This window comes from Myxococcus xanthus, assembly GCF_013116825.1.
Taxonomy (GTDB): Bacteria; Myxococcota; Myxococcia; order Myxococcales; family Myxococcaceae; genus Myxococcus; species Myxococcus xanthus_B.
Genome location: NZ_JABFNS010000093.1, coordinates 1 through 16,101, shown reverse-complemented (window position 1 = coordinate 16,101; position 16,101 = coordinate 1). Strand labels below are relative to the sequence as shown.

Below are 16,101 nucleotides of genomic sequence, written 5' to 3'. Positions count from 1 at the left end.
CCGCTGTCATTCGGACCGGAAGACGTCCCAGCCCCCTCCCCTCGCGCCGCTGACCGCCGTACCCGCGGCCGCGTGGGGAGGCCCTGCGTGAACCCTACTACGCCTTCGGCTGCGCGGGAGCCGGCGCCTGCTTCGGCGGCCAGTTCTCCAGCTTCATGCCCAGCGACAAGCCCATCTCCGCGAGGATCTCCTTGATCTCCTTCAGAGACTTGCGGCCGAAGTTCTTTGTCTTGAGCATCTCGGCCTCGGTGCGCTGCACGAGGTCGCCAATGGACTTGATGTTCGCCTGCTGCAGGCAGTTCGCCGAGCGGACCGACAGCTCGAGCTCATCCACCGAGCGGAACAGGTTCTCGTTCAGCTTCGCCTCTTCCTTCGGCGCCTCGGCGACGACGGGCTCCTCCGTCTCGTCGAAGTTCACGAAGACGGTGAGCTGCTCCTTGATGATCTTCGCCGCGTACGCCACCGCGTCCTGCGGGGACACGGAGCCGTCCGTCCAGACCTCGAGCGAAAGCTTGTCGAAGTCCGTGACCTGACCGACGCGCGCGTTGGTGACCTGGTAGTTCACCTTGCGGATGGGCGAGAACAGCGAGTCGATGGGGATGGTGCCAATGGGCGAACCGGCGACCTTGTTCACGTTGGCCGGCGTGTAACCCCGGCCGCGGCGGCAGGTCAGCTCCATGCGGAGCTTGCCACCCTCGGAGATGGTGCAGATGTGGTGGCCCGGGTTGAGGATCTCGGTGTCCGGGTCGGTGATGATGTCACCGGCCTTGACCTCCTTGGGGCCCTCCGCCTCGATGCGGAGCGTCTTCGTCTCGTTCGTGTGCATCCGAAGGAGGACTTCCTTCAGGTTCAGCACGACGTCCGTGACGTCCTCGGACACCTCGGGGATGGTCGTGAACTCGTGGTCCACGCCTTCAATCTTGACGGAGGTGATGGCGGCGCCCTGCAGCGACGACAGCAGCACCCGGCGGAGCGAGTTGCCCAGCGTCGTACCGAAACCGCGCTCGAGCGGCTCCGCGACGAACTTGCCGTAGGTGGGGGTCGCGCTGTCCTGATCCACCTCCATGCGACGGGGCTTGATCAGGTCACGCCAGTTCTTCGCAACGAACGTATCAGCCATGGTGTACCGCTCCTCGGTTCGTGCCACACCACCGACTTACCCACCGGCCTGGCGGGAGGATGCGCACGCGGGGACTGAGACTGCTTGAAAGCAAGACGCCCCGGCCTCGTCGGCCAGGGCGTCCACTGCGACATCCAGCGTGCTTACTTCGAGTAGAGCTCGACGATGAGCTGCTCGGAGATGGGCATCGTCAGGTCCTCACGGTTCGGAACCGTGGTGACCGTGCCCTTGAACGCCTTCTTGTCCAGGGAGATCCACTGCGGAACGCCACGGCGGTCCACCGTCTCCAGCGCCTCGGAGATGCGGAGCACCTTGCGGCTCTTCTCCACCACCTCCACCGCGGTGCCCGGCTTCACGGCGAACGAGGGGATGTTCACCTTGCGGCCGTTCACCTGGAAGTGACCGTGACGCACCAGCTGGCGCGCCTCGTTGCGCGTGTCCGCGAAGCCCATGCGGAACACCACGTTGTCCAGACGGAGCTCCAGCTGCTGCAGGAGGTTCTCACCCGTCTTGCCCTTGGCGGCGGACGCGCGGTGGTAGTAGCCGCGGAACTGGTTCTCCAGCAGGCCGTACATGCGCTTGACCTTCTGCTTCTCGCGCAGCTGCACGCCGTAGCCGGAGAACTTCACGCGGCCCTGGCCGTGCTGACCCGGGGGATAGGGGCGGCGCTCAATGGCGCACTTGTCCGTGTAGCAACGGTCGCCCTTGAGGTACATCTTCAGGTTTTCGCGCCGGCAGATACGGCAGGCGCTGGCAGTGTAACGAGCCATTGAGAGGTCCTTAGAGGTGATCTGGAGCCGCCCCCACACCAGGGTGCAAGGGCAGCCCTGACGAAGGGGTTAGACGCGGCGACGCTTGGGCTGACGGCATCCGTTGTGCGGGATGGGCGTCACGTCGCGGATGAGGTTGATCTTCAGACCGGCGGCCGCCAGCGCGCGCAGCGCCGACTCGCGGCCCGCGCCCGGGCCCTTCACGAACACGGACACGTTCTTCAGGCCGTGCTCCATCGCCTTCGCCGCGGCGTCGCCAGCGGCCACCTGCGCCGCGAACGGGGTGGACTTGCGGCTTCCCTTGAAGCCACGCGCCCCGGCGGACGACCAGGAGATCACGTTCCCGGACACGTCCGTGATCGTGATGATGGTGTTGTTGAACGTGGACTGGATGTGGACCACGCCGTTGAGGATGCTCTTCTTGCCCTTGCGCTTCGACTTCTTCGCGGCAGGGGCCTCGCCCTCGGCGCCCGTGGACGCCGCAGCCGAAGTATTGATCTCGTCAGCCATGTGAGTTGCTGCTCCTGGGAGGAGGTGATCGACGCCGGCACCTTACGGGCCAGCGCTGCGTTTACCGGGCCGGAGCTGCCGGCTTCGCCCGGACGATGCCCCGCTTCGGACCCTTGCGGGTACGCGCGTTGGTGTGGGTCCGCTGGCCACGAACCGGCAGGCCCTTGCGGTGACGAAGGCCCCGGTAGCACCCCAGGTCCATCAGCCGCTTGATGTTCATGGTGACTTCGCGCCGGAGGTCACCCTCCACCTTGTAGCTGGCCTCGATGATCTCGCGGATCTTGCGGGCCTGCTCCTCGGTGAGGTCCTTGGTCCGGGTCGTGGGATCGATGCCCGCCGCAGCAATGATGTCTTGCGCGGACTTGTTGCCGATCCCGTAGATGTACTGGAGCGAGATCACCGCACGCTTGTTGGGCGGCAGATCGATGCCGGCGATACGAGCCATCTTCGGTCTTCTTTCTTATGTGGAGTTGGTCTGAAGCCAACGGCCGCTTGGCCGCTAGCCCTGGCGCTGCTTGTGCCGGGGGTTGGAGGCGCAGATGATGCGCACGATTCCCTTACGGCGAACAACCTTGCACTTGTCGCAGATCTTCTTGACGGACGCCCGAACCTTCATTGGAGCGAACTTCCTTCCTCAGCTAAAGAAAAGCCCAACGGGCGGCCCGCCATTCCCAGGCGGGTACACCCTACTACTTCGCCCGGTACGTGATCCGCCCGCGCGTCAGGTCGTACGGAGACAGTTCGACCTTCACCTTGTCACCCGGGAGGATGCGGATGAAGTGCATCCTCATCTTGCCCGAGATGTGCGCGAGCACCTTGTGGCCGTTGTCCAGCACCACGCGGAACATCGCGTTCGGGAGGGGCTCCATCACGGTCCCCTCGACTTCGATGGAATCATCCTTCGGCAAGCGTCAGACTCTCTTCCCCGGACCACGAACCTCTTGGAAGCGCGGCGGGATAGCACTTTGGTCCGCAAGTGGCAAGCGTCGCGCGACTGCAAAACTTGGTTTCCTACTAACCCGACATAACACCGGGCCACTTCACCCGCTGTCGGGGCAAAATCAACTCAATCTGTGAGACCCACGTCAAGGACCACACCGGGAGCGCGTGCGCTCCCGCGGGGTGAAAATGCGCCCGTCCCGCACGGGAGTCCAGATCCATTGAGCCGGAGTTCCCCCCCTCGAAGGGAAGCAAGCTCCGTCGTTGAAGCGGCAAGCCAGCGAGGAGGTACCAGCCAGGCTACCACCCCACCCGCCAGATGGATCAGGCTTTGCCCGCAGCGGCCTTGATTTCCTCGTAGATGCCCTCGGGCGTGCCCACGCCGTCCACGCTCTTGAGCAGGCCCTTCTTCTCATAGAAGGCCTTCAGCGGCGCCGTCTCCGAGTCGTACTTCTCAAGGCGCTTCTCGATGACCTCGGGCATATCATCCGGGCGCTGGACAAGCCCGGTATTGCACTTGTCACAGTACCCCGCCCGCTTCGGCGGGCTCTGGTAGACGTGGTAGACGCTGCCATCCGCCGGGCAGACCCGCCGTCCAGAGCCGCGCTCCACCAGCTTCGCGTGCGGCACCTCGAGCGAGATGACGGCGCTCAGCTGCTTGCCCAGGCGACCCAGCATCTTGTCCAGCGCGTCCGCCTGGCCCGGCGTGCGCGGGAAGCCGTCCAGGACGAAGCCCTTGGCCACGTCCGCCTCCTTGAGGCGCTCCTCGACGATGCCAATCACCACGTCGTCCGGGACGTACTGCCCGGCCGCCATCAGGGGGCCGGCCACCCTCCCCAGTTCCGTGCCCTCCGCGACTGCCTTGCGGAGGATGTCCCCGGTGGAGATCTGGGGGATCTGGAAGTCGGCGAACAGTCGCTTCGCCTGCGTCCCCTTCCCCGCGTTCGGCGGCCCCAACAGGATCAGGTTCATGTGTCCTCTCAGCTCCGAAGGAAGGCACGGAAGTCGTAGGACTCAAACCCCCGAGCGCGCTCCGTGTGCACCAGCGAATATCTTTGAACTACATCTAGCCTGGGAACGACGAGGCGCCCCTCCCCGCGACGGGGAGAGGCGCCCGGAACACCCGCGCGGATGCTCAGGCCGCCACGCGCACCCGGCCCCGGATGCGCGGGCCGCGAGGACCGGCAAAGCCCTCGTAGTTACGGCTGATGAGGTGGCCTTCGATCTGCTGCACCGTATCCAGCGCCACGCCCACGACGATCAGCAGCGCCGTGCCGCCGAAGGTGAACCGCACCCCCAGCAAGCCGCTGATGACCGACGGAATCACGCAGACGACTGACAGGTAGATGGCACCACCGAACGTGAGCCGGTTGAGCACGCGCTCGATGAACTCCGCCGTCTGACGGCCCGGACGGATGCCCGGGATGTAGCCACCCTGCTTCTTGATGTTGTCCGCCACATCGTCCGGCCGGAACGTCAGCGCCGTATAGAAGTAGGCGAAGAAGATGACCATCAGGACAAACAACCCGTTGTAGATCCACAGGTTGCCTTCGATGGCGCGCTGGAATCCCTGAAGGAACGGGAACCAGGTTCCCAGGGTGGCCGGGAAGGACAGCACCGCGCCCGCGAAGATGGGAGGAATCACGCCCGAGGTGTTCACCTTCATCGGGAAGTAGGTCGCCTGGCCGGCGAACATCCGCCGTCCCGCCATCCGCTTGGCGTACTGGATGGGGATGCGTCGCATGCCTCGCTCCACGTAGACGACCGCGGCGATGATGATCAGCATGAAGACGACCAGCGCCAGCACCTCGGCCATCGAGATGACGTCCTGACGCGTCAGGTCCAGCAGCTGCTTCGCGCCCGGGAGCAGACCCGCCACGATACCGGCGAAGATGATGAGCGAGATGCCGTTGCCGATGCCGCGCTCGGTGATGCGCTCACCCAGCCACATGATGAAGGCCGTGCCGGCCGTGAGGCTGACCACCGTCATGAAGGTGAACCAGACGCTGTCGTCGGGGACGACCACCTGGTTGAAGCCGCTCTGGCCACCGTCGGAGCGGCCCAGTGACGCCAGCCACCGCGAGATGCCGATGCCCTGCACGATGGAGAGCGCGATCGTGCCGTAGCGGGTGTACTGGTTGATCTTCTGCCGGCCGCCGGCGCCCTCCTTCTGCAGCCGCTCCAGGCTGGGTACGACCACGGCGAGCAGCTGCATGATGATGGAGGCGCTGACGTACGGCATGATGCCCAACCCGAAGATGGACATCTGCTCCAGCGCGCCGCCGGAGAAGAGGTTGAACAGCGAGACGAGGCCGCCCGACTGCTTCTGGGCGTCCATGAACGCGTTCATCGCCGAACGGTCCACGCCTGGCGTGTTGATGAAGATGCCGATGCGATAGACGGCGAGCAGCGCGAGCGTATACGCGAGCCGACTGCGCAGCTCTGCGATACGGAAGACGTTGGCGAAGGCGTTCAGAGCCACGGGGTAGCCATCCTCTTCGAGAGGGTTCTGCCAGGACGACAAAACGCCCCTGTTCCACGAGTGGGAAAGGGGCGCAGAAGCCTACACAAGCGAAACTGCGCGCACCACCAGCAAGTGATGCGCGCCAGGCACGCTCAGGCCTTGGGCTGCCGGGGAGCCTTGACGCCCTTGCCAGCGTGCGCCTTGGCCGCGGACTCCGGCTTGTGGGCCACCAGCGGAATCTCTTCCACTGCGCCGCCCGCCTTCTGGATGGCCGCCTTCGCCGCCTCGGACGCCTTGTGCACGACCACGGTGACCTTCTTGGTCAACTCGCCCCGAGCCAGCAGCTTCACGCCGTGGTAGCGGCCCTTCACCAGGCCGACCTTGCGCAACGTCTCCACGTCCGCCGTGGCGCCGGCATCGAAGTGGTGCTCGAGGTCCGACAGGTTGACGACCGCGTAGACGGTCCGGTTCGGCGGCGTGAAGCCAAACTTCGGCAAGCGCCGCTGCAGGGGGCTCTGGCCACCCTCGAAGCCTTCGAACCGCATGTTGCCGGTGCGGGCCTTCTGGCCCTTGCCACCACGGCCGGCCGTCTTGCCAAGACCACTACCCTGGCCGCGGCCTACGCGCTTCTTGCGGTGCCACGAGCGCGCCGGACGCTGCAGTTTGTTCAGAGTGCTCATCGTCTCGATCCTCTCGTGACTCAGGCCTTGTTCTGCTTGGCCTGATACGCGATCGCCCGCTCCCGCAGGGCAATCTTGGCGGGCTTGCGGCGCTTGGGCGCCGGCGCGTCGCCGGAAACGGTTTCCAGGGTGACCAGGTGCTTCACCTTGAACGCCATCCCGCGAACCGCAGGCGTGTCCTTGAGGAGCCGCTCGTCACCGAACTTCTTCAGGCCCAGCCCACGGATGGTGTCCAGCATGTCGCTGGACGCACCCGCAAAGCTCTTCACCAGCTTCACCTTGAGCGCCATGGGCTAGCCCCTCTGCTCCCCGGCGAGCTTCGCCGGCTCGACGTCCTTGCCACGGAGACGCGAAACCTGCTCCGCGCTGCGCAGCAGCTTCAGACCAGCGACAGTGGCCTTCAGCACGTTGTGCGGATTCCGCGACCCCTGGCTCTTGGTCAGGATGTTCCGGATGCCCGCCGCCTCCAGCACCGCGCGAACCGCGCCGCCGGCGATGACGCCCGTACCCTGGGTGGCTGGCTTCAACAGCACCCAGCCAGCGCCGAAGTGCCCGAGCACCTCATGCGGAATGGTGTGACCCACGAGCGGGACGCGGAACAGGTTCTTCTTCGCGTTCTCACCACCCTTGCGGATGGCCTCGGGGACTTCGTTGGCCTTACCCAGGCCGACGCCCACGTGTCCGGCGCCGTCCCCCACCACCACCAGGGCGGCGAACGAGAAACGGCGGCCGCCCTTCACGACCTTGGCCACGCGGTTGATATTCACCACGCGGTCGGTGAGGTCCAGATCGTTCGGATTGATCGGAGTTGCCACTTGGGGGATTCCTTTCGAATTCTTAGAACTTCAGCCCGGCCTCGCGCGCGGCGTCGGCCACGGCGGCGATGCGCCCGTGATAAGGGAAGCCGTTGCGGTCGAACACCACCGCTTCGACGTTGGCAGCCTTGCACTTCTGCGCAATCAGAGCACCAACACGCTTCGCATCCGCCTTCTTGTCGCCCTCGTCCTGACCCTTCAGGTCCTTGGAGAGCGACGAGGCAAACGCCAGCGTCTTGCCCGTGGTGTCGTCCACCACCTGCGCGTAGATGTGCTTGAGGCTCTTGTACACGGTGAGCCGCGGCCGCTCTGTCGTACCCGACAGCTTCTTGCGGATGCGGTTCTTCCTCTTGAGACGGGCTTCAATCTTCGTAGGCATGGCTGCTTCCTTTTCCGTCCGGAGGCGATGCGGCCTTCCGCCTCCGGATGATGCCACCAGGTCCCGAGGACCCGGTGGAGTTTGGAACACTTAGGAAAGACAGGACGACTAGGTCGTACCGGTCTTGCCCTCCTTGCGGCGGATGCGCTCCTCGGCGTACTTGATGCCCTTGCCCTTGTAGGGCTCGGGGGGACGCAGCGAGCGGATGTTCACCGCCGTCGCGCCCAGCGCTTCCTTGTCCGAAGAACGGAGCGTCAGGCCCATGGTGGGCAAGCTGTCCTCGTTGCGCGGCGCCTTGTCGACTTCCGCCGTCACGCCCTCGGGCAGGTTGAACACCACCGGGTGCGAGAACCCCAGCGCGAAGTGAATGGCCTTGCCCTTCACCTCGGCGCGGAAGCCAACGCCACGAATGTCCAGCTTCTTCTCGAAGCCCGTGCTCACACCCTTCGCGGCGTTCGCGAGGATGGTCCGGGTCAGGCCGTGCAGGCTGCGCGCCTCGCGCGAGTCATCCTCGCGCTGCACGGTCATCTGGCCGTCCTTGATCTCGACCTTGACCTTGCCAGGCAGCTTCACCGACAGCTTGCCCTTGGGGCCCTCGAAGTTCACCTGCTCGCCGGCGATGACGGCCTTCGTCTTGTCGCCGAGCTTGATCGCCAGTTTTCCAATCCGACTCATGGTTGCCTCGGTCCTGTGTGCCTGGGGCGCGCTCCCTCACGGGGCGCCGCACCCTGGCGGCTGGCTAGTAGACGGTGCAGAGCAGCTCGCCGCCGACCTTCTGCTTGCGGGCCTCGGAATCCACCATGATGCCGCGGGAGGTGGACAGGATGGAGATACCCAGGCCACCCAGCACCTGCGGAATCTCACGCGCGGCGGCGTAGCGACGCAGGCCCGGCTTCGACACGCGACGGATCCCCGTGATGGCAGGCGCACGGTCCGGACCGTACTTCAACTGCACGGAGATCTCCGGGAACACCGTGCGCTTGTTCTGCACGGTCTGCTCGTGCACCACGAACTCGCCGATGTAGCCCTCATCCTTGAGGACCTTGATGATCTCGAGCTTGAGCTTCGAGTGGGGGATGACGACCTTGTCGTGACGCGCGCGCGAAGCATTGCGCAGGCGGGTCAGCATGTCGCCGACGGGATCATTGACCGGCATGGAGTACCTTCCCAAGCGAGGCCCCGAATCGGGCGCCCCGCGTTCGCAGCCACCGCGCCTGCCGGGCCCATCCCGGGGGTTCGCGCTGACCGCCACTACGAACTTCCTACTTCAATGTGCCTGGCCGACCGATGAGGTCCGCCAGGCACCCTGCCCTGCCGGCTACCAGGACGACTTGGTAACGCCGGTGACCTCGCCGCGGAGGGCGCGGTTGCGGAGGCAGATACGGCACATCTTGAACTTGCGCAGGAACGCGCGCGGCCGGCCACACAGCGGGCAGCGGTTGTACTGGCGCACCGAGAACTTCGGCTTGCGCTTTGCCTGGGCGATCTTGGAGAGCTTGGCCATGTTTCGTCGGGTCCTTGACTCGAGGGATTACTGACGGAACGGCATGCCGAAGTGACGCATCAGCGCCAGCCCCTGCTCGTCGTTGGCAGCAGTGGTGACGAAGCTGATGTTGAGCCCCTTCACCTTCTCGATCTGGTCGTAGTTGATCTCAGGGAAGATGATCTGCTCGCGCACGCCGAGCGTGTAGTTGCCCTTCCCGTCGAACGCCTTGGGGGACACGCCCTTGAAGTCACGCACGCGCGGCAGCGCCACGGTGATGAGGCGGTCCATGAACTCGTACATACGGTCGCCGCGCAGCGTGACGGCGGCACCGATGGCCTGCCCCTGGCGCAGCTTGAAGTTCGCGATGGACTTGCGGGCGCGCGTGACGATCGGCTTCTGGCCGGTGATCGCCGCGAGCTGCTCCACCGCCGACTCCAGGATCTTGTTGTTGGCGAGCGCCTCGCCCAGACCCATGTTGACGACGATCTTCTCCAGCCGGGGAACCTGCATCGGGTTCTTCAGGCTCAGCTCCTTCAGGAGGGACGGAACACCTTCCTTGAAGAAACGCACCTTCAGACGGGCCGGCTTGGACTCCAGGCCTTCCTCGATATTGGCGGCGAAGCCAACCTTCTTGGCCTCTTCCTTCTTGCCCCGCTTCGCCTTCTTTTCCTTCTGCTCGGCCTTCTTCTCGTCAGCCATCGTCCTGTCCTCTGCTTCGGGGCGCCGTCGTGGACCCAGCACGCCCGATCAGTCCTTCGTATGGAACCTGGAAACACCGCGAGGGCCCCTGTTGCTCCACGGGCCCTCCATGCCTGCACGCCCGCCCTTCGCCACCACGAGGGTGGGCAAAGGGCGCGCATACATGCACCAACGCGGACACCTAGTCAATCAGGGCGTCGCAGTTCTTGCAGAACCGCTTCTTCTTGCCCTCTTCACCCTCAGTACGGATGCCCACCCGGGTCGGCTTGTCGCACTTGGCGCAAACCACCTGCACGTTCGCCAGCGCGATCGTGCCCGGCTTCTCGACGATGCCGCCTTCCGGGCTCTGAGGCGTCTTCTTCATGTGACGCTTGACCAAGCGCAGGCCCTCGACCGTCACGCGCTCAGCCTCGCGATCGATCTTCAGTACCTTGCCGCGCTTGGTCGCCGGGTTCTTCTCGGAGGCTTCGGCCCCGGCCATGACCTGGATCGTGTCTCCAACCTTCAGCTTCTGCATGGCTTCCTCTCTCTGGCTGCTCGCCGTCCGGCCTGCCGTCCTCTCAGAGGACTTCGGGCGCCAGCGAGATGATCTTCATGAACTTGCGGGCGCGGAGCTCACGGGCCACCGGCCCGAAGATACGCGTACCAATGGGCTCCATGTCCTTGTTGATGAGGACCGCGGAGTTGCCGTCGAACTTGATGTAGCTACCGTCCGGACGACCCACCTCGCGCTTGGTGCGAACGATGACGGCCTTGGCCACGTCACCCTTCTTCACCTTCGAGTTCGGAAGCGCCTCGCGCACCGAGACGACAATCACGTCGCCGATGGACGCATACTTGCGCTTCGAACCACCGAGCACCTTGATGCAGAACACCTTCTTCGCGCCCGAGTTGTCCGCCACGTCGAGCACGCTCGTCATCTGAATCATCTGGGAATCTCCTGTCGCCGGTGACCATCCCGCGCCGCCTCACGGCCGCGCGGAAGGGGCATGCGTGCTAGACGTTCTTGCTCTTCTCCAGCACCTCGACCACGCGCCAACGCTTGTCCTTTGAAGCGGGCTTGGTCTCGGCGATCCGGACCCGATCACCCTCGTTGATGGTGATCTTCTTGGGGTAGTCGTGGTCCTCCACGTGCGCCTTGTACTTCTCGCGCAGGCTCATGATCTTCCCGTACTTCGGGTGCGGAGCCCGGCGCTGGACGGTGACGACCACCGTCTTCTGCATCTTGTTGGAGGTGACAATCCCCACGCGCGTCTTGGGACGGCCACGGGTGGAAGTCTCGGAAGCCTGCGTCTCGGTCGCTTCAGCCATCTTCTCTCTCACTGTCTCTCATGCACCCGGGCACTGGCGCCCGGATGGCCGCACGCGCTCCTCTATCAGCTGAGCGCGCTTGGAGTCGTGGGTGTTCAGCCCTTAAGCCTTCGTCTTCTGGGTCAGCACGGTCAGAACCCGCGCCAGGTCCCGTCGGTGCTGGGTGCGCTCGGCCGGGTTGTCCAGCGAACCGGTCCGCCGCTTCAGCTGGTCCTGGAACAGCGTCTCGCGCAGCTCCGCCGCGCGCTGCTTCAGGTCGTCCGCCGACAGTTCCTTCAATTCCTTCGCAGTCGCCATTTCACTCTCCATGCGAGCGGAAGCTGTCCTGGGGACCAGCTCCCGCCGCTCGGTGCCTTAGAGGCTCAGGTCCGCCCGCTTCACGATCTTCGTGAGCACCGGCAACTTCGCCTGCGCCAGCTTCAGCGCCCCGGTGGCCACTTCCGGCGTCATACCCTCCATCTCGTAGAGGATGCGGCCGGGCTTCACCACCGCGACGTAGTACTCCACGCCACCCTTACCAGTACCCATACGGGTCTCAGCGGGCTTCTTGGTGATGGGCTTGTCCGGGAAGATACGGATCCAGATCTTGCCGCCACGCTTCACGTGGCGCGTCATCGCGATACGGGCCGCCTCGATCTGCCGGGAGGTGATCCACCCCGGCTGGAGGCTCATCAGGCCGTACTCACCGTAGGTCATGTCGCTACCCCGGTGGGCACTGCCAGGCATGCGGCCCTTGTGCATCTTGCGGTACTTCGTACGAGCAGGCTGAAGCATCGTCGCTGTCCTTCGCCGCCCTGCCCCGGGCGCCCCTTTTGGGAGCGCCCGGCGCGGGTGGGCTGATTACCGGTTGGAGGGCATGGGGGCCTGGCCACCCTTGCCCGGGAGGACCTCGCCCTTGCAGACCCAGACCTTGCAGCCGATCTTGCCGTAGGTCGTCTTCGCCTCGGCGAAACCGTAGTCAATGTCCGCGCGCAGGGTGTGCAGGGGCACGCGACCCTCGCGGTACCACTCGTAGCGCGCCATCTCCGCGCCACCGAGGCGGCCCGAGCAGGCCACGCGGATGCCCTTGGCGCCGAACTTCATCGCCGTCTGCAGGGCCTTCTTCATGGCGCGGCGGAACGCGATGCGGCGCTCGAGCTGCGTGGCGATGTTCTCCGCCACCAGCTGCGCGTCAGTCTCCGCCTTGCGGACCTCGACGATGTTGAGGAAGACCTCGTTCTTCGTGAACTGCTGGAGGTCCTTCTTCACCGTCTCAATGCCCGCGCCGCGCTTGCCGATGACGATGCCCGGCCGCGCAGTGTGGACGTTGACCTTGACCTTGTTGGCCGCGCGCTCAATCTCCACCTTCGACACGCCCGCGTGGTTCAGCGACTTCTTCACGAACTCGCGGATGCGGATGTCCTCGTGGAGCCACTGCGCGTAGTTCTTGTGCTCGAACCACTTGGAGTCCCAGGTCTTGATGACACCAAGCCGGAACCCGATCGGATGAACTTTCTGTCCCAACGTGATTCTCCTTGAAGCGTCCGGGCAGGGCCCGACGGGTCCTACTTCTTCGCCTCGGCGAGCACCACGTGGACGTGGGCCGTCTTCTTCTTGATGGGGGTGGCCCGGCCCATGGCGCGCGGCATGAACCGGCGCTGGGTGGGACCCTGGTCCACGGAGATGGTCTTCACGTAGAGCGTGTCCACGTCGACCTGGCCCTTGGACTTGTCAGTCGCGTTGGCCACGGCGCTCTTGATGAGCTTCTCCACCGGCTTGGCCGCGGCGCGCTTGGTGAACTTCAGGATGTTGAGGGCCGCCTCAACAGGCTTGCCCCGGATGAGCTCCGCAACGGTGGAAATCTTGCGGGGGCTCATGCGCAGGAAACGCAGATGTGCAGTCGACTCCATGGTCTTCTCCTCAGGCTCTCAGGCAATGCGCCAGGCTACTTGCCCGGGGCCTTGGCGACCTTCTTCTCCGCCGAGTGACCGCCGAACGTACGCGTCGGGGCGAACTCGCCGAGCTTGTGGCCAACCATGTTCTCCGTGACGAACACCGGGATGAACTTCTTCCCGTTGTGCACCGCGAAGGTGTGACCCACGAACTCCGGAAGAATCGTGGAGCGGCGGGACCACGTCTTTACGACGGCCTTCTTGTTCGTCTTGATCATGTCCTCGATCTTCTTCACGAGGAAGTCGTCGACGAACGGACCCTTCTTGATCGAACGAGCCATGGAATCCTCTTACTGGCTGCGCGCGCCCTGGCGGCGGCCGGACACGATGAACTTGTCAGTGCGCTTGTTAGTGCGCGTGGTGAGACCCTTGGTCTTCTTGCCCCAGGGGGACACAGGGTGCGGGTTACCCTGACCGGACTTGCCTTCACCACCGCCGTGCGGGTGGTCGACCGGGTTCATCGCCAGACCGCGGACGGTGGGACGAATGCCCAGCCAGCGGCTCTTACCCGCCTTGCCGATACGGATGATTTCGTGCTCGATGTTGCCGACCTGGCCCACGGTGGCGCGGCACTCGATGAGGACCTTGCGGACGGTGCCGGAGGGCATACGCACCTGCGCGTAGCGGTCCTCCTTCGCCATCAGCTGTCCGGACGTGCCGGCGGAGCGGATGACCTGGGCGCCACGGCCCGGCTTCAGCTCCACGTTGTGGATGACCGTACCCACCGGGATGTTCTGCAGCGGCAGGCTGTTGCCAGGCCGGATGTCCGCGCCTTCGCCGGCGAACACCGTGTCACCCACGCTCAGACCGACCGGAGCGAGGATGTAGCGCTTCTCGCCGTCCGCGTAGTGCAGCAGGGCGATGTTGGCGGTGCGGTTGGGGTCGTACTCGACGGCCACGACCTTCGCGGGGACGCCATCCTTGTCCCGGCGCTTGAAGTCGATGACGCGGTAACGGCGCTTGTGGCCGCCACCCTGGTGCCGGCGGGTGATGTGCCCGTGGACGTTGCGACCACCAGAGCGCTTGAGCGGCTCGGTGAGGCTCTTCTCGGGCGAGTCCTTGGTGATGTCCGCGAAGTCGGACACCGTCATCAGACGGCGGGCGGCGCTAGTCGGCTTGTACTTCTTGATGCCCATGGTGTGTTCCTCAGGCTGGCTCGACGCCGTGGCGTCAGGCCGCCCCTCCCTCGAAGAGTTCGATCGAGTCGCCCTGCTTCAGCGTCACAACCGCCTTCTTGAAGTTGGGCCGCTTGCCGATGCTACGACCCACCCGCTTGATCTTGCCGCGGACGATGTTGGTGTTCACGCCCTCGACGGTGACCTTGAAGAGCGTCTCCACCGCGCGGGCGACGTCGTGCTTCGTCGCCTTGCGGTCGACGATGAACGAGTACTGGCGGAACTTCTCGCGGGCCTTGTCCAGCTTCTCGGTGATGAGCGGGCCCTTGATGACGTCGTTCAGATTCATGACAGCGCCCCCTCGAGGGTCTTCGCGGCCGCGGACGTGAGGACGAGGTGCGAGTGCCGGAGAACGGCCTCGAGGTTCAGGCCCTCGGGCGGCAGCACGTCGAACTTCGCCAGGTTGCGCACGCTGCGGTGCAGGTTGGTGTTGCCCTTGTCGTCAATCACCAGGGCGTTCTGGAGCTTCAGACGCTTGGTGAGGACCTCGAAGGCCTGCTTGCTCTTCGGAGCATCCAGGGAGAAGCCGTCCAAGATGATGAGCGTCTTCTCCTGGGCCCGCAGGGACAGCGCGGACTTCAGGGCGCCGCGGCGCACCTTGCGGGGCGGGCGGTAGAAGTAGTCGCGCGCCTTGGGAGCCATCGCCTTACCGCCGCCCACCCAGTGGGAAGCGCGGATGGAGCCCTGACGAGCGCGGCCGGTGCCCTTCTGCTTCCAGGGCTTCTTGCCGCCGCCGCTGACCAGCGAGGTGTTCTTCACCCCGACCGTGCCGCGGCGCCGGTTGATCTGCTGCATCTTCGCCACCTCGTAGAACAGGTGGGCGTTCGGCTCGGTGCCGAAGACATCGTCGGAGAGCTCAATCTCCGACACCTTCTTCAAATCCAGGTCGACAACGTCAAACTTCGCCATGGCACTTTCCTCGCGGGGGTCGGAGTGAAACCACTCGAACGCCCACCCGCTTCCTAGGACTTGATCTCGACGTCAACGCCAGCCGACAGATCCAGCTTCATCAGCGCATCCAGCGTCTGCTGCGTGGGCTCGAGGATATCGAGCAGGCGCTTGTGCGTGCGGATCTCGAACTGCTCACGGCTCTTCTTGTCCACGTGCGGAGACCGCAGCACCGTGAACTTGTTGATGCGCGTGGGAAGGGGGATCGGACCGGCCACCTTCGCGCCTGTGCGCTTGGCCGTCTCGACGATCTCACCCGCGCTCTGGTCCAGGAGCTTCGAGTCGTACGCCTTCAGCCGGATGCGGATCTTCTGTGTCGCCATTCGCAAAAACCTCTTTGAACGGACTCTGCCTCTGCCGCGGGAGGGCGTTACGACCGACGTCCCCTGGATTTCACAGAGCCGTTTCTTCAGAACGAAGGGGCGCGGTGTGTACCATCCCGCCCCAGGGTGTGCAACATGATTCCCAACGGCTCCCTGAAATTTCCCGGAATTGGGAACGCAGGGAGCCACTGGGGGTTTGCGCTACTCGATGATTTCCGCCACGACACCGGCACCCACCGTGCGGCCACCCTCGCGAACAGCGAAGCGCAGCTCCTTCTCCATGGCCACGGGGGTGATGAGCTCCACCTCGATGGCGATGTTGTCGCCCGGCATCACCATTTCGACGTTCTCCGGCAGCTTCACCGAGCCCGTCACGTCCGTGGTGCGGAAGTAGAACTGCGGGCGGTAGCCCTTGAAGAACGGGGTGTGACGACCACCCTCTTCCTTCGACAGCACGTAGATCTGCGCCTTGAACTTGGTGTGCGGGGTGATGCTGCCCGGCTTGGCCAGCACCTGGCCGCGCTCCATGTCCTCGCGCTTCAGGCCGCGCA

General features: G+C 64.9%; 29 protein-coding genes. All 29 read right to left on the bottom strand.

All coding sequences use genetic code 11. The features are described 5' to 3' along the window. Positions 1–97: 97 nt before the first annotated feature. Positions 98–1,120, bottom strand: a complete 1,023-nt coding sequence (locus HNV26_RS24710) for a DNA-directed RNA polymerase subunit alpha (protein WP_140791198.1) — start codon at positions 1,118–1,120, stop codon at positions 98–100. Between the two features lie 143 nt (positions 1,121–1,263). Then, a complete protein-coding gene (gene rpsD, locus HNV26_RS24705; RefSeq protein ID WP_090491283.1) occupies positions 1,264–1,890 on the bottom strand; it encodes a 30S ribosomal protein S4 in 627 nt (208 codons plus the stop codon). Between the two features lie 69 nt (positions 1,891–1,959). Next, complete coding sequence (gene rpsK / locus HNV26_RS24700) at positions 1,960–2,400, bottom strand: 30S ribosomal protein S11 (RefSeq protein ID WP_140862539.1); 441 nt, start codon at positions 2,398–2,400, stop codon at positions 1,960–1,962. Between the two features lie 61 nt (positions 2,401–2,461). Further along, positions 2,462–2,845 (bottom strand): 30S ribosomal protein S13, encoded by a 384-nt coding sequence (rpsM, locus tag HNV26_RS24695; protein WP_011553358.1) that lies wholly within the window; start codon positions 2,843–2,845, stop codon positions 2,462–2,464. Positions 2,846–2,899: 54 nt separating this feature from the next. Continuing rightward, positions 2,900–3,016, bottom strand: a complete 117-nt coding sequence (rpmJ, locus tag HNV26_RS24690) for a 50S ribosomal protein L36 (RefSeq protein ID WP_043321360.1) — start codon at positions 3,014–3,016, stop codon at positions 2,900–2,902. 73 nt (positions 3,017–3,089) lie between these two features. Further along, the gene (gene infA, locus HNV26_RS24685; protein WP_002614803.1) at positions 3,090–3,308 is read right to left on the bottom strand and encodes a translation initiation factor IF-1; all 219 of its coding nucleotides are present in this window, start codon (positions 3,306–3,308) and stop codon (positions 3,090–3,092) included. Positions 3,309–3,663: 355 nt separating this feature from the next. Then, positions 3,664–4,311, bottom strand: coding sequence for an adenylate kinase (locus HNV26_RS24680; protein WP_171443331.1), 648 nt, complete (start codon positions 4,309–4,311; stop codon positions 3,664–3,666). 163 nt (positions 4,312–4,474) lie between these two features. After that, entirely contained in the window at positions 4,475–5,821 is a 1,347-nt protein-coding gene (gene secY, locus HNV26_RS24675) for a preprotein translocase subunit SecY (protein WP_141256628.1), read from the bottom strand. 134 nt (positions 5,822–5,955) lie between these two features. After that, positions 5,956–6,483: a 50S ribosomal protein L15 gene (rplO, locus tag HNV26_RS24670; RefSeq protein ID WP_171443332.1), complete on the bottom strand. Its 528-nt coding sequence runs from the start codon at positions 6,481–6,483 to the stop codon at positions 5,956–5,958. Between the two features lie 20 nt (positions 6,484–6,503). Continuing rightward, positions 6,504–6,773, bottom strand: a complete 270-nt coding sequence (gene rpmD, locus HNV26_RS24665) for a 50S ribosomal protein L30 (protein WP_011553353.1) — start codon at positions 6,771–6,773, stop codon at positions 6,504–6,506. Between the two features lie 3 nt (positions 6,774–6,776). Continuing rightward, complete coding sequence (gene rpsE, locus HNV26_RS24660; protein WP_011553352.1) at positions 6,777–7,298, bottom strand: 30S ribosomal protein S5; 522 nt, start codon at positions 7,296–7,298, stop codon at positions 6,777–6,779. A gap of 22 nt (positions 7,299–7,320) precedes the next feature. Continuing rightward, a complete protein-coding gene (gene rplR / locus HNV26_RS24655) occupies positions 7,321–7,677 on the bottom strand; it encodes a 50S ribosomal protein L18 (RefSeq protein ID WP_026114014.1) in 357 nt (118 codons plus the stop codon). A gap of 108 nt (positions 7,678–7,785) precedes the next feature. Then, a complete protein-coding gene (gene rplF / locus HNV26_RS24650) occupies positions 7,786–8,352 on the bottom strand; it encodes a 50S ribosomal protein L6 (protein ID WP_171443333.1) in 567 nt (188 codons plus the stop codon). Between the two features lie 64 nt (positions 8,353–8,416). Next, positions 8,417–8,833 carry a 30S ribosomal protein S8 gene (gene rpsH, locus HNV26_RS24645; RefSeq protein ID WP_011553349.1) on the bottom strand — a complete coding sequence of 139 codons (417 nt, stop codon included), beginning with the start codon at positions 8,831–8,833 and terminating at the stop codon, positions 8,417–8,419. A 162-nt stretch (positions 8,834–8,995) separates the two neighbouring features. Next, a complete protein-coding gene (locus HNV26_RS24640; protein ID WP_011553348.1) occupies positions 8,996–9,181 on the bottom strand; it encodes a type Z 30S ribosomal protein S14 in 186 nt (61 codons plus the stop codon). A 27-nt stretch (positions 9,182–9,208) separates the two neighbouring features. Further along, positions 9,209–9,862, bottom strand: coding sequence for a 50S ribosomal protein L5 (gene rplE / locus HNV26_RS24635; protein ID WP_020478749.1), 654 nt, complete (start codon positions 9,860–9,862; stop codon positions 9,209–9,211). 181 nt (positions 9,863–10,043) lie between these two features. Then, on the bottom strand, positions 10,044–10,379 hold the full coding sequence (gene rplX, locus HNV26_RS24630) for a 50S ribosomal protein L24 (protein ID WP_011553346.1): 336 nt from the start codon (positions 10,377–10,379) through the stop codon (positions 10,044–10,046). A gap of 43 nt (positions 10,380–10,422) precedes the next feature. Next, the gene (rplN, locus tag HNV26_RS24625; RefSeq protein WP_002633598.1) at positions 10,423–10,791 is read right to left on the bottom strand and encodes a 50S ribosomal protein L14; all 369 of its coding nucleotides are present in this window, start codon (positions 10,789–10,791) and stop codon (positions 10,423–10,425) included. Positions 10,792–10,858: 67 nt separating this feature from the next. Beyond that, positions 10,859–11,185 carry a 30S ribosomal protein S17 gene (gene rpsQ / locus HNV26_RS24620; RefSeq protein ID WP_011553345.1) on the bottom strand — a complete coding sequence of 109 codons (327 nt, stop codon included), beginning with the start codon at positions 11,183–11,185 and terminating at the stop codon, positions 10,859–10,861. Positions 11,186–11,275: 90 nt separating this feature from the next. Continuing rightward, positions 11,276–11,482, bottom strand: a complete 207-nt coding sequence (gene rpmC, locus HNV26_RS24615; protein WP_011553344.1) for a 50S ribosomal protein L29 — start codon at positions 11,480–11,482, stop codon at positions 11,276–11,278. A 45-nt stretch (positions 11,483–11,527) separates the two neighbouring features. After that, a complete protein-coding gene (rplP, locus tag HNV26_RS24610) occupies positions 11,528–11,947 on the bottom strand; it encodes a 50S ribosomal protein L16 (protein WP_002633601.1) in 420 nt (139 codons plus the stop codon). Positions 11,948–12,013: 66 nt separating this feature from the next. Beyond that, positions 12,014–12,676, bottom strand: a complete 663-nt coding sequence (rpsC, locus tag HNV26_RS24605; protein WP_002633602.1) for a 30S ribosomal protein S3 — start codon at positions 12,674–12,676, stop codon at positions 12,014–12,016. Between the two features lie 41 nt (positions 12,677–12,717). Next, positions 12,718–13,062, bottom strand: a complete 345-nt coding sequence (gene rplV, locus HNV26_RS24600) for a 50S ribosomal protein L22 (RefSeq protein WP_002633603.1) — start codon at positions 13,060–13,062, stop codon at positions 12,718–12,720. A gap of 35 nt (positions 13,063–13,097) precedes the next feature. Beyond that, positions 13,098–13,385 carry a 30S ribosomal protein S19 gene (gene rpsS / locus HNV26_RS24595; RefSeq protein ID WP_002633604.1) on the bottom strand — a complete coding sequence of 96 codons (288 nt, stop codon included), beginning with the start codon at positions 13,383–13,385 and terminating at the stop codon, positions 13,098–13,100. Between the two features lie 9 nt (positions 13,386–13,394). Further along, complete coding sequence (gene rplB / locus HNV26_RS24590) at positions 13,395–14,240, bottom strand: 50S ribosomal protein L2 (protein WP_011553343.1); 846 nt, start codon at positions 14,238–14,240, stop codon at positions 13,395–13,397. 34 nt (positions 14,241–14,274) lie between these two features. Beyond that, entirely contained in the window at positions 14,275–14,568 is a 294-nt protein-coding gene (locus HNV26_RS24585) for a 50S ribosomal protein L23 (protein ID WP_002633606.1), read from the bottom strand. Next, complete coding sequence (gene rplD, locus HNV26_RS24580) at positions 14,565–15,188, bottom strand: 50S ribosomal protein L4 (protein ID WP_002633607.1); 624 nt, start codon at positions 15,186–15,188, stop codon at positions 14,565–14,567. Before rplD ends, HNV26_RS24585 begins: the two co-directional genes overlap by 4 nt. Before the next feature lie 53 nt (positions 15,189–15,241). After that, a complete protein-coding gene (gene rpsJ / locus HNV26_RS24575) occupies positions 15,242–15,550 on the bottom strand; it encodes a 30S ribosomal protein S10 (RefSeq protein WP_002633608.1) in 309 nt (102 codons plus the stop codon). 201 nt (positions 15,551–15,751) lie between these two features. Beyond that, a partial coding sequence (locus tag HNV26_RS24570; protein WP_495525094.1) for an EF-Tu C-terminal domain-related protein occupies positions 15,752–16,101 on the bottom strand: 350 nt, incomplete at its 5' end.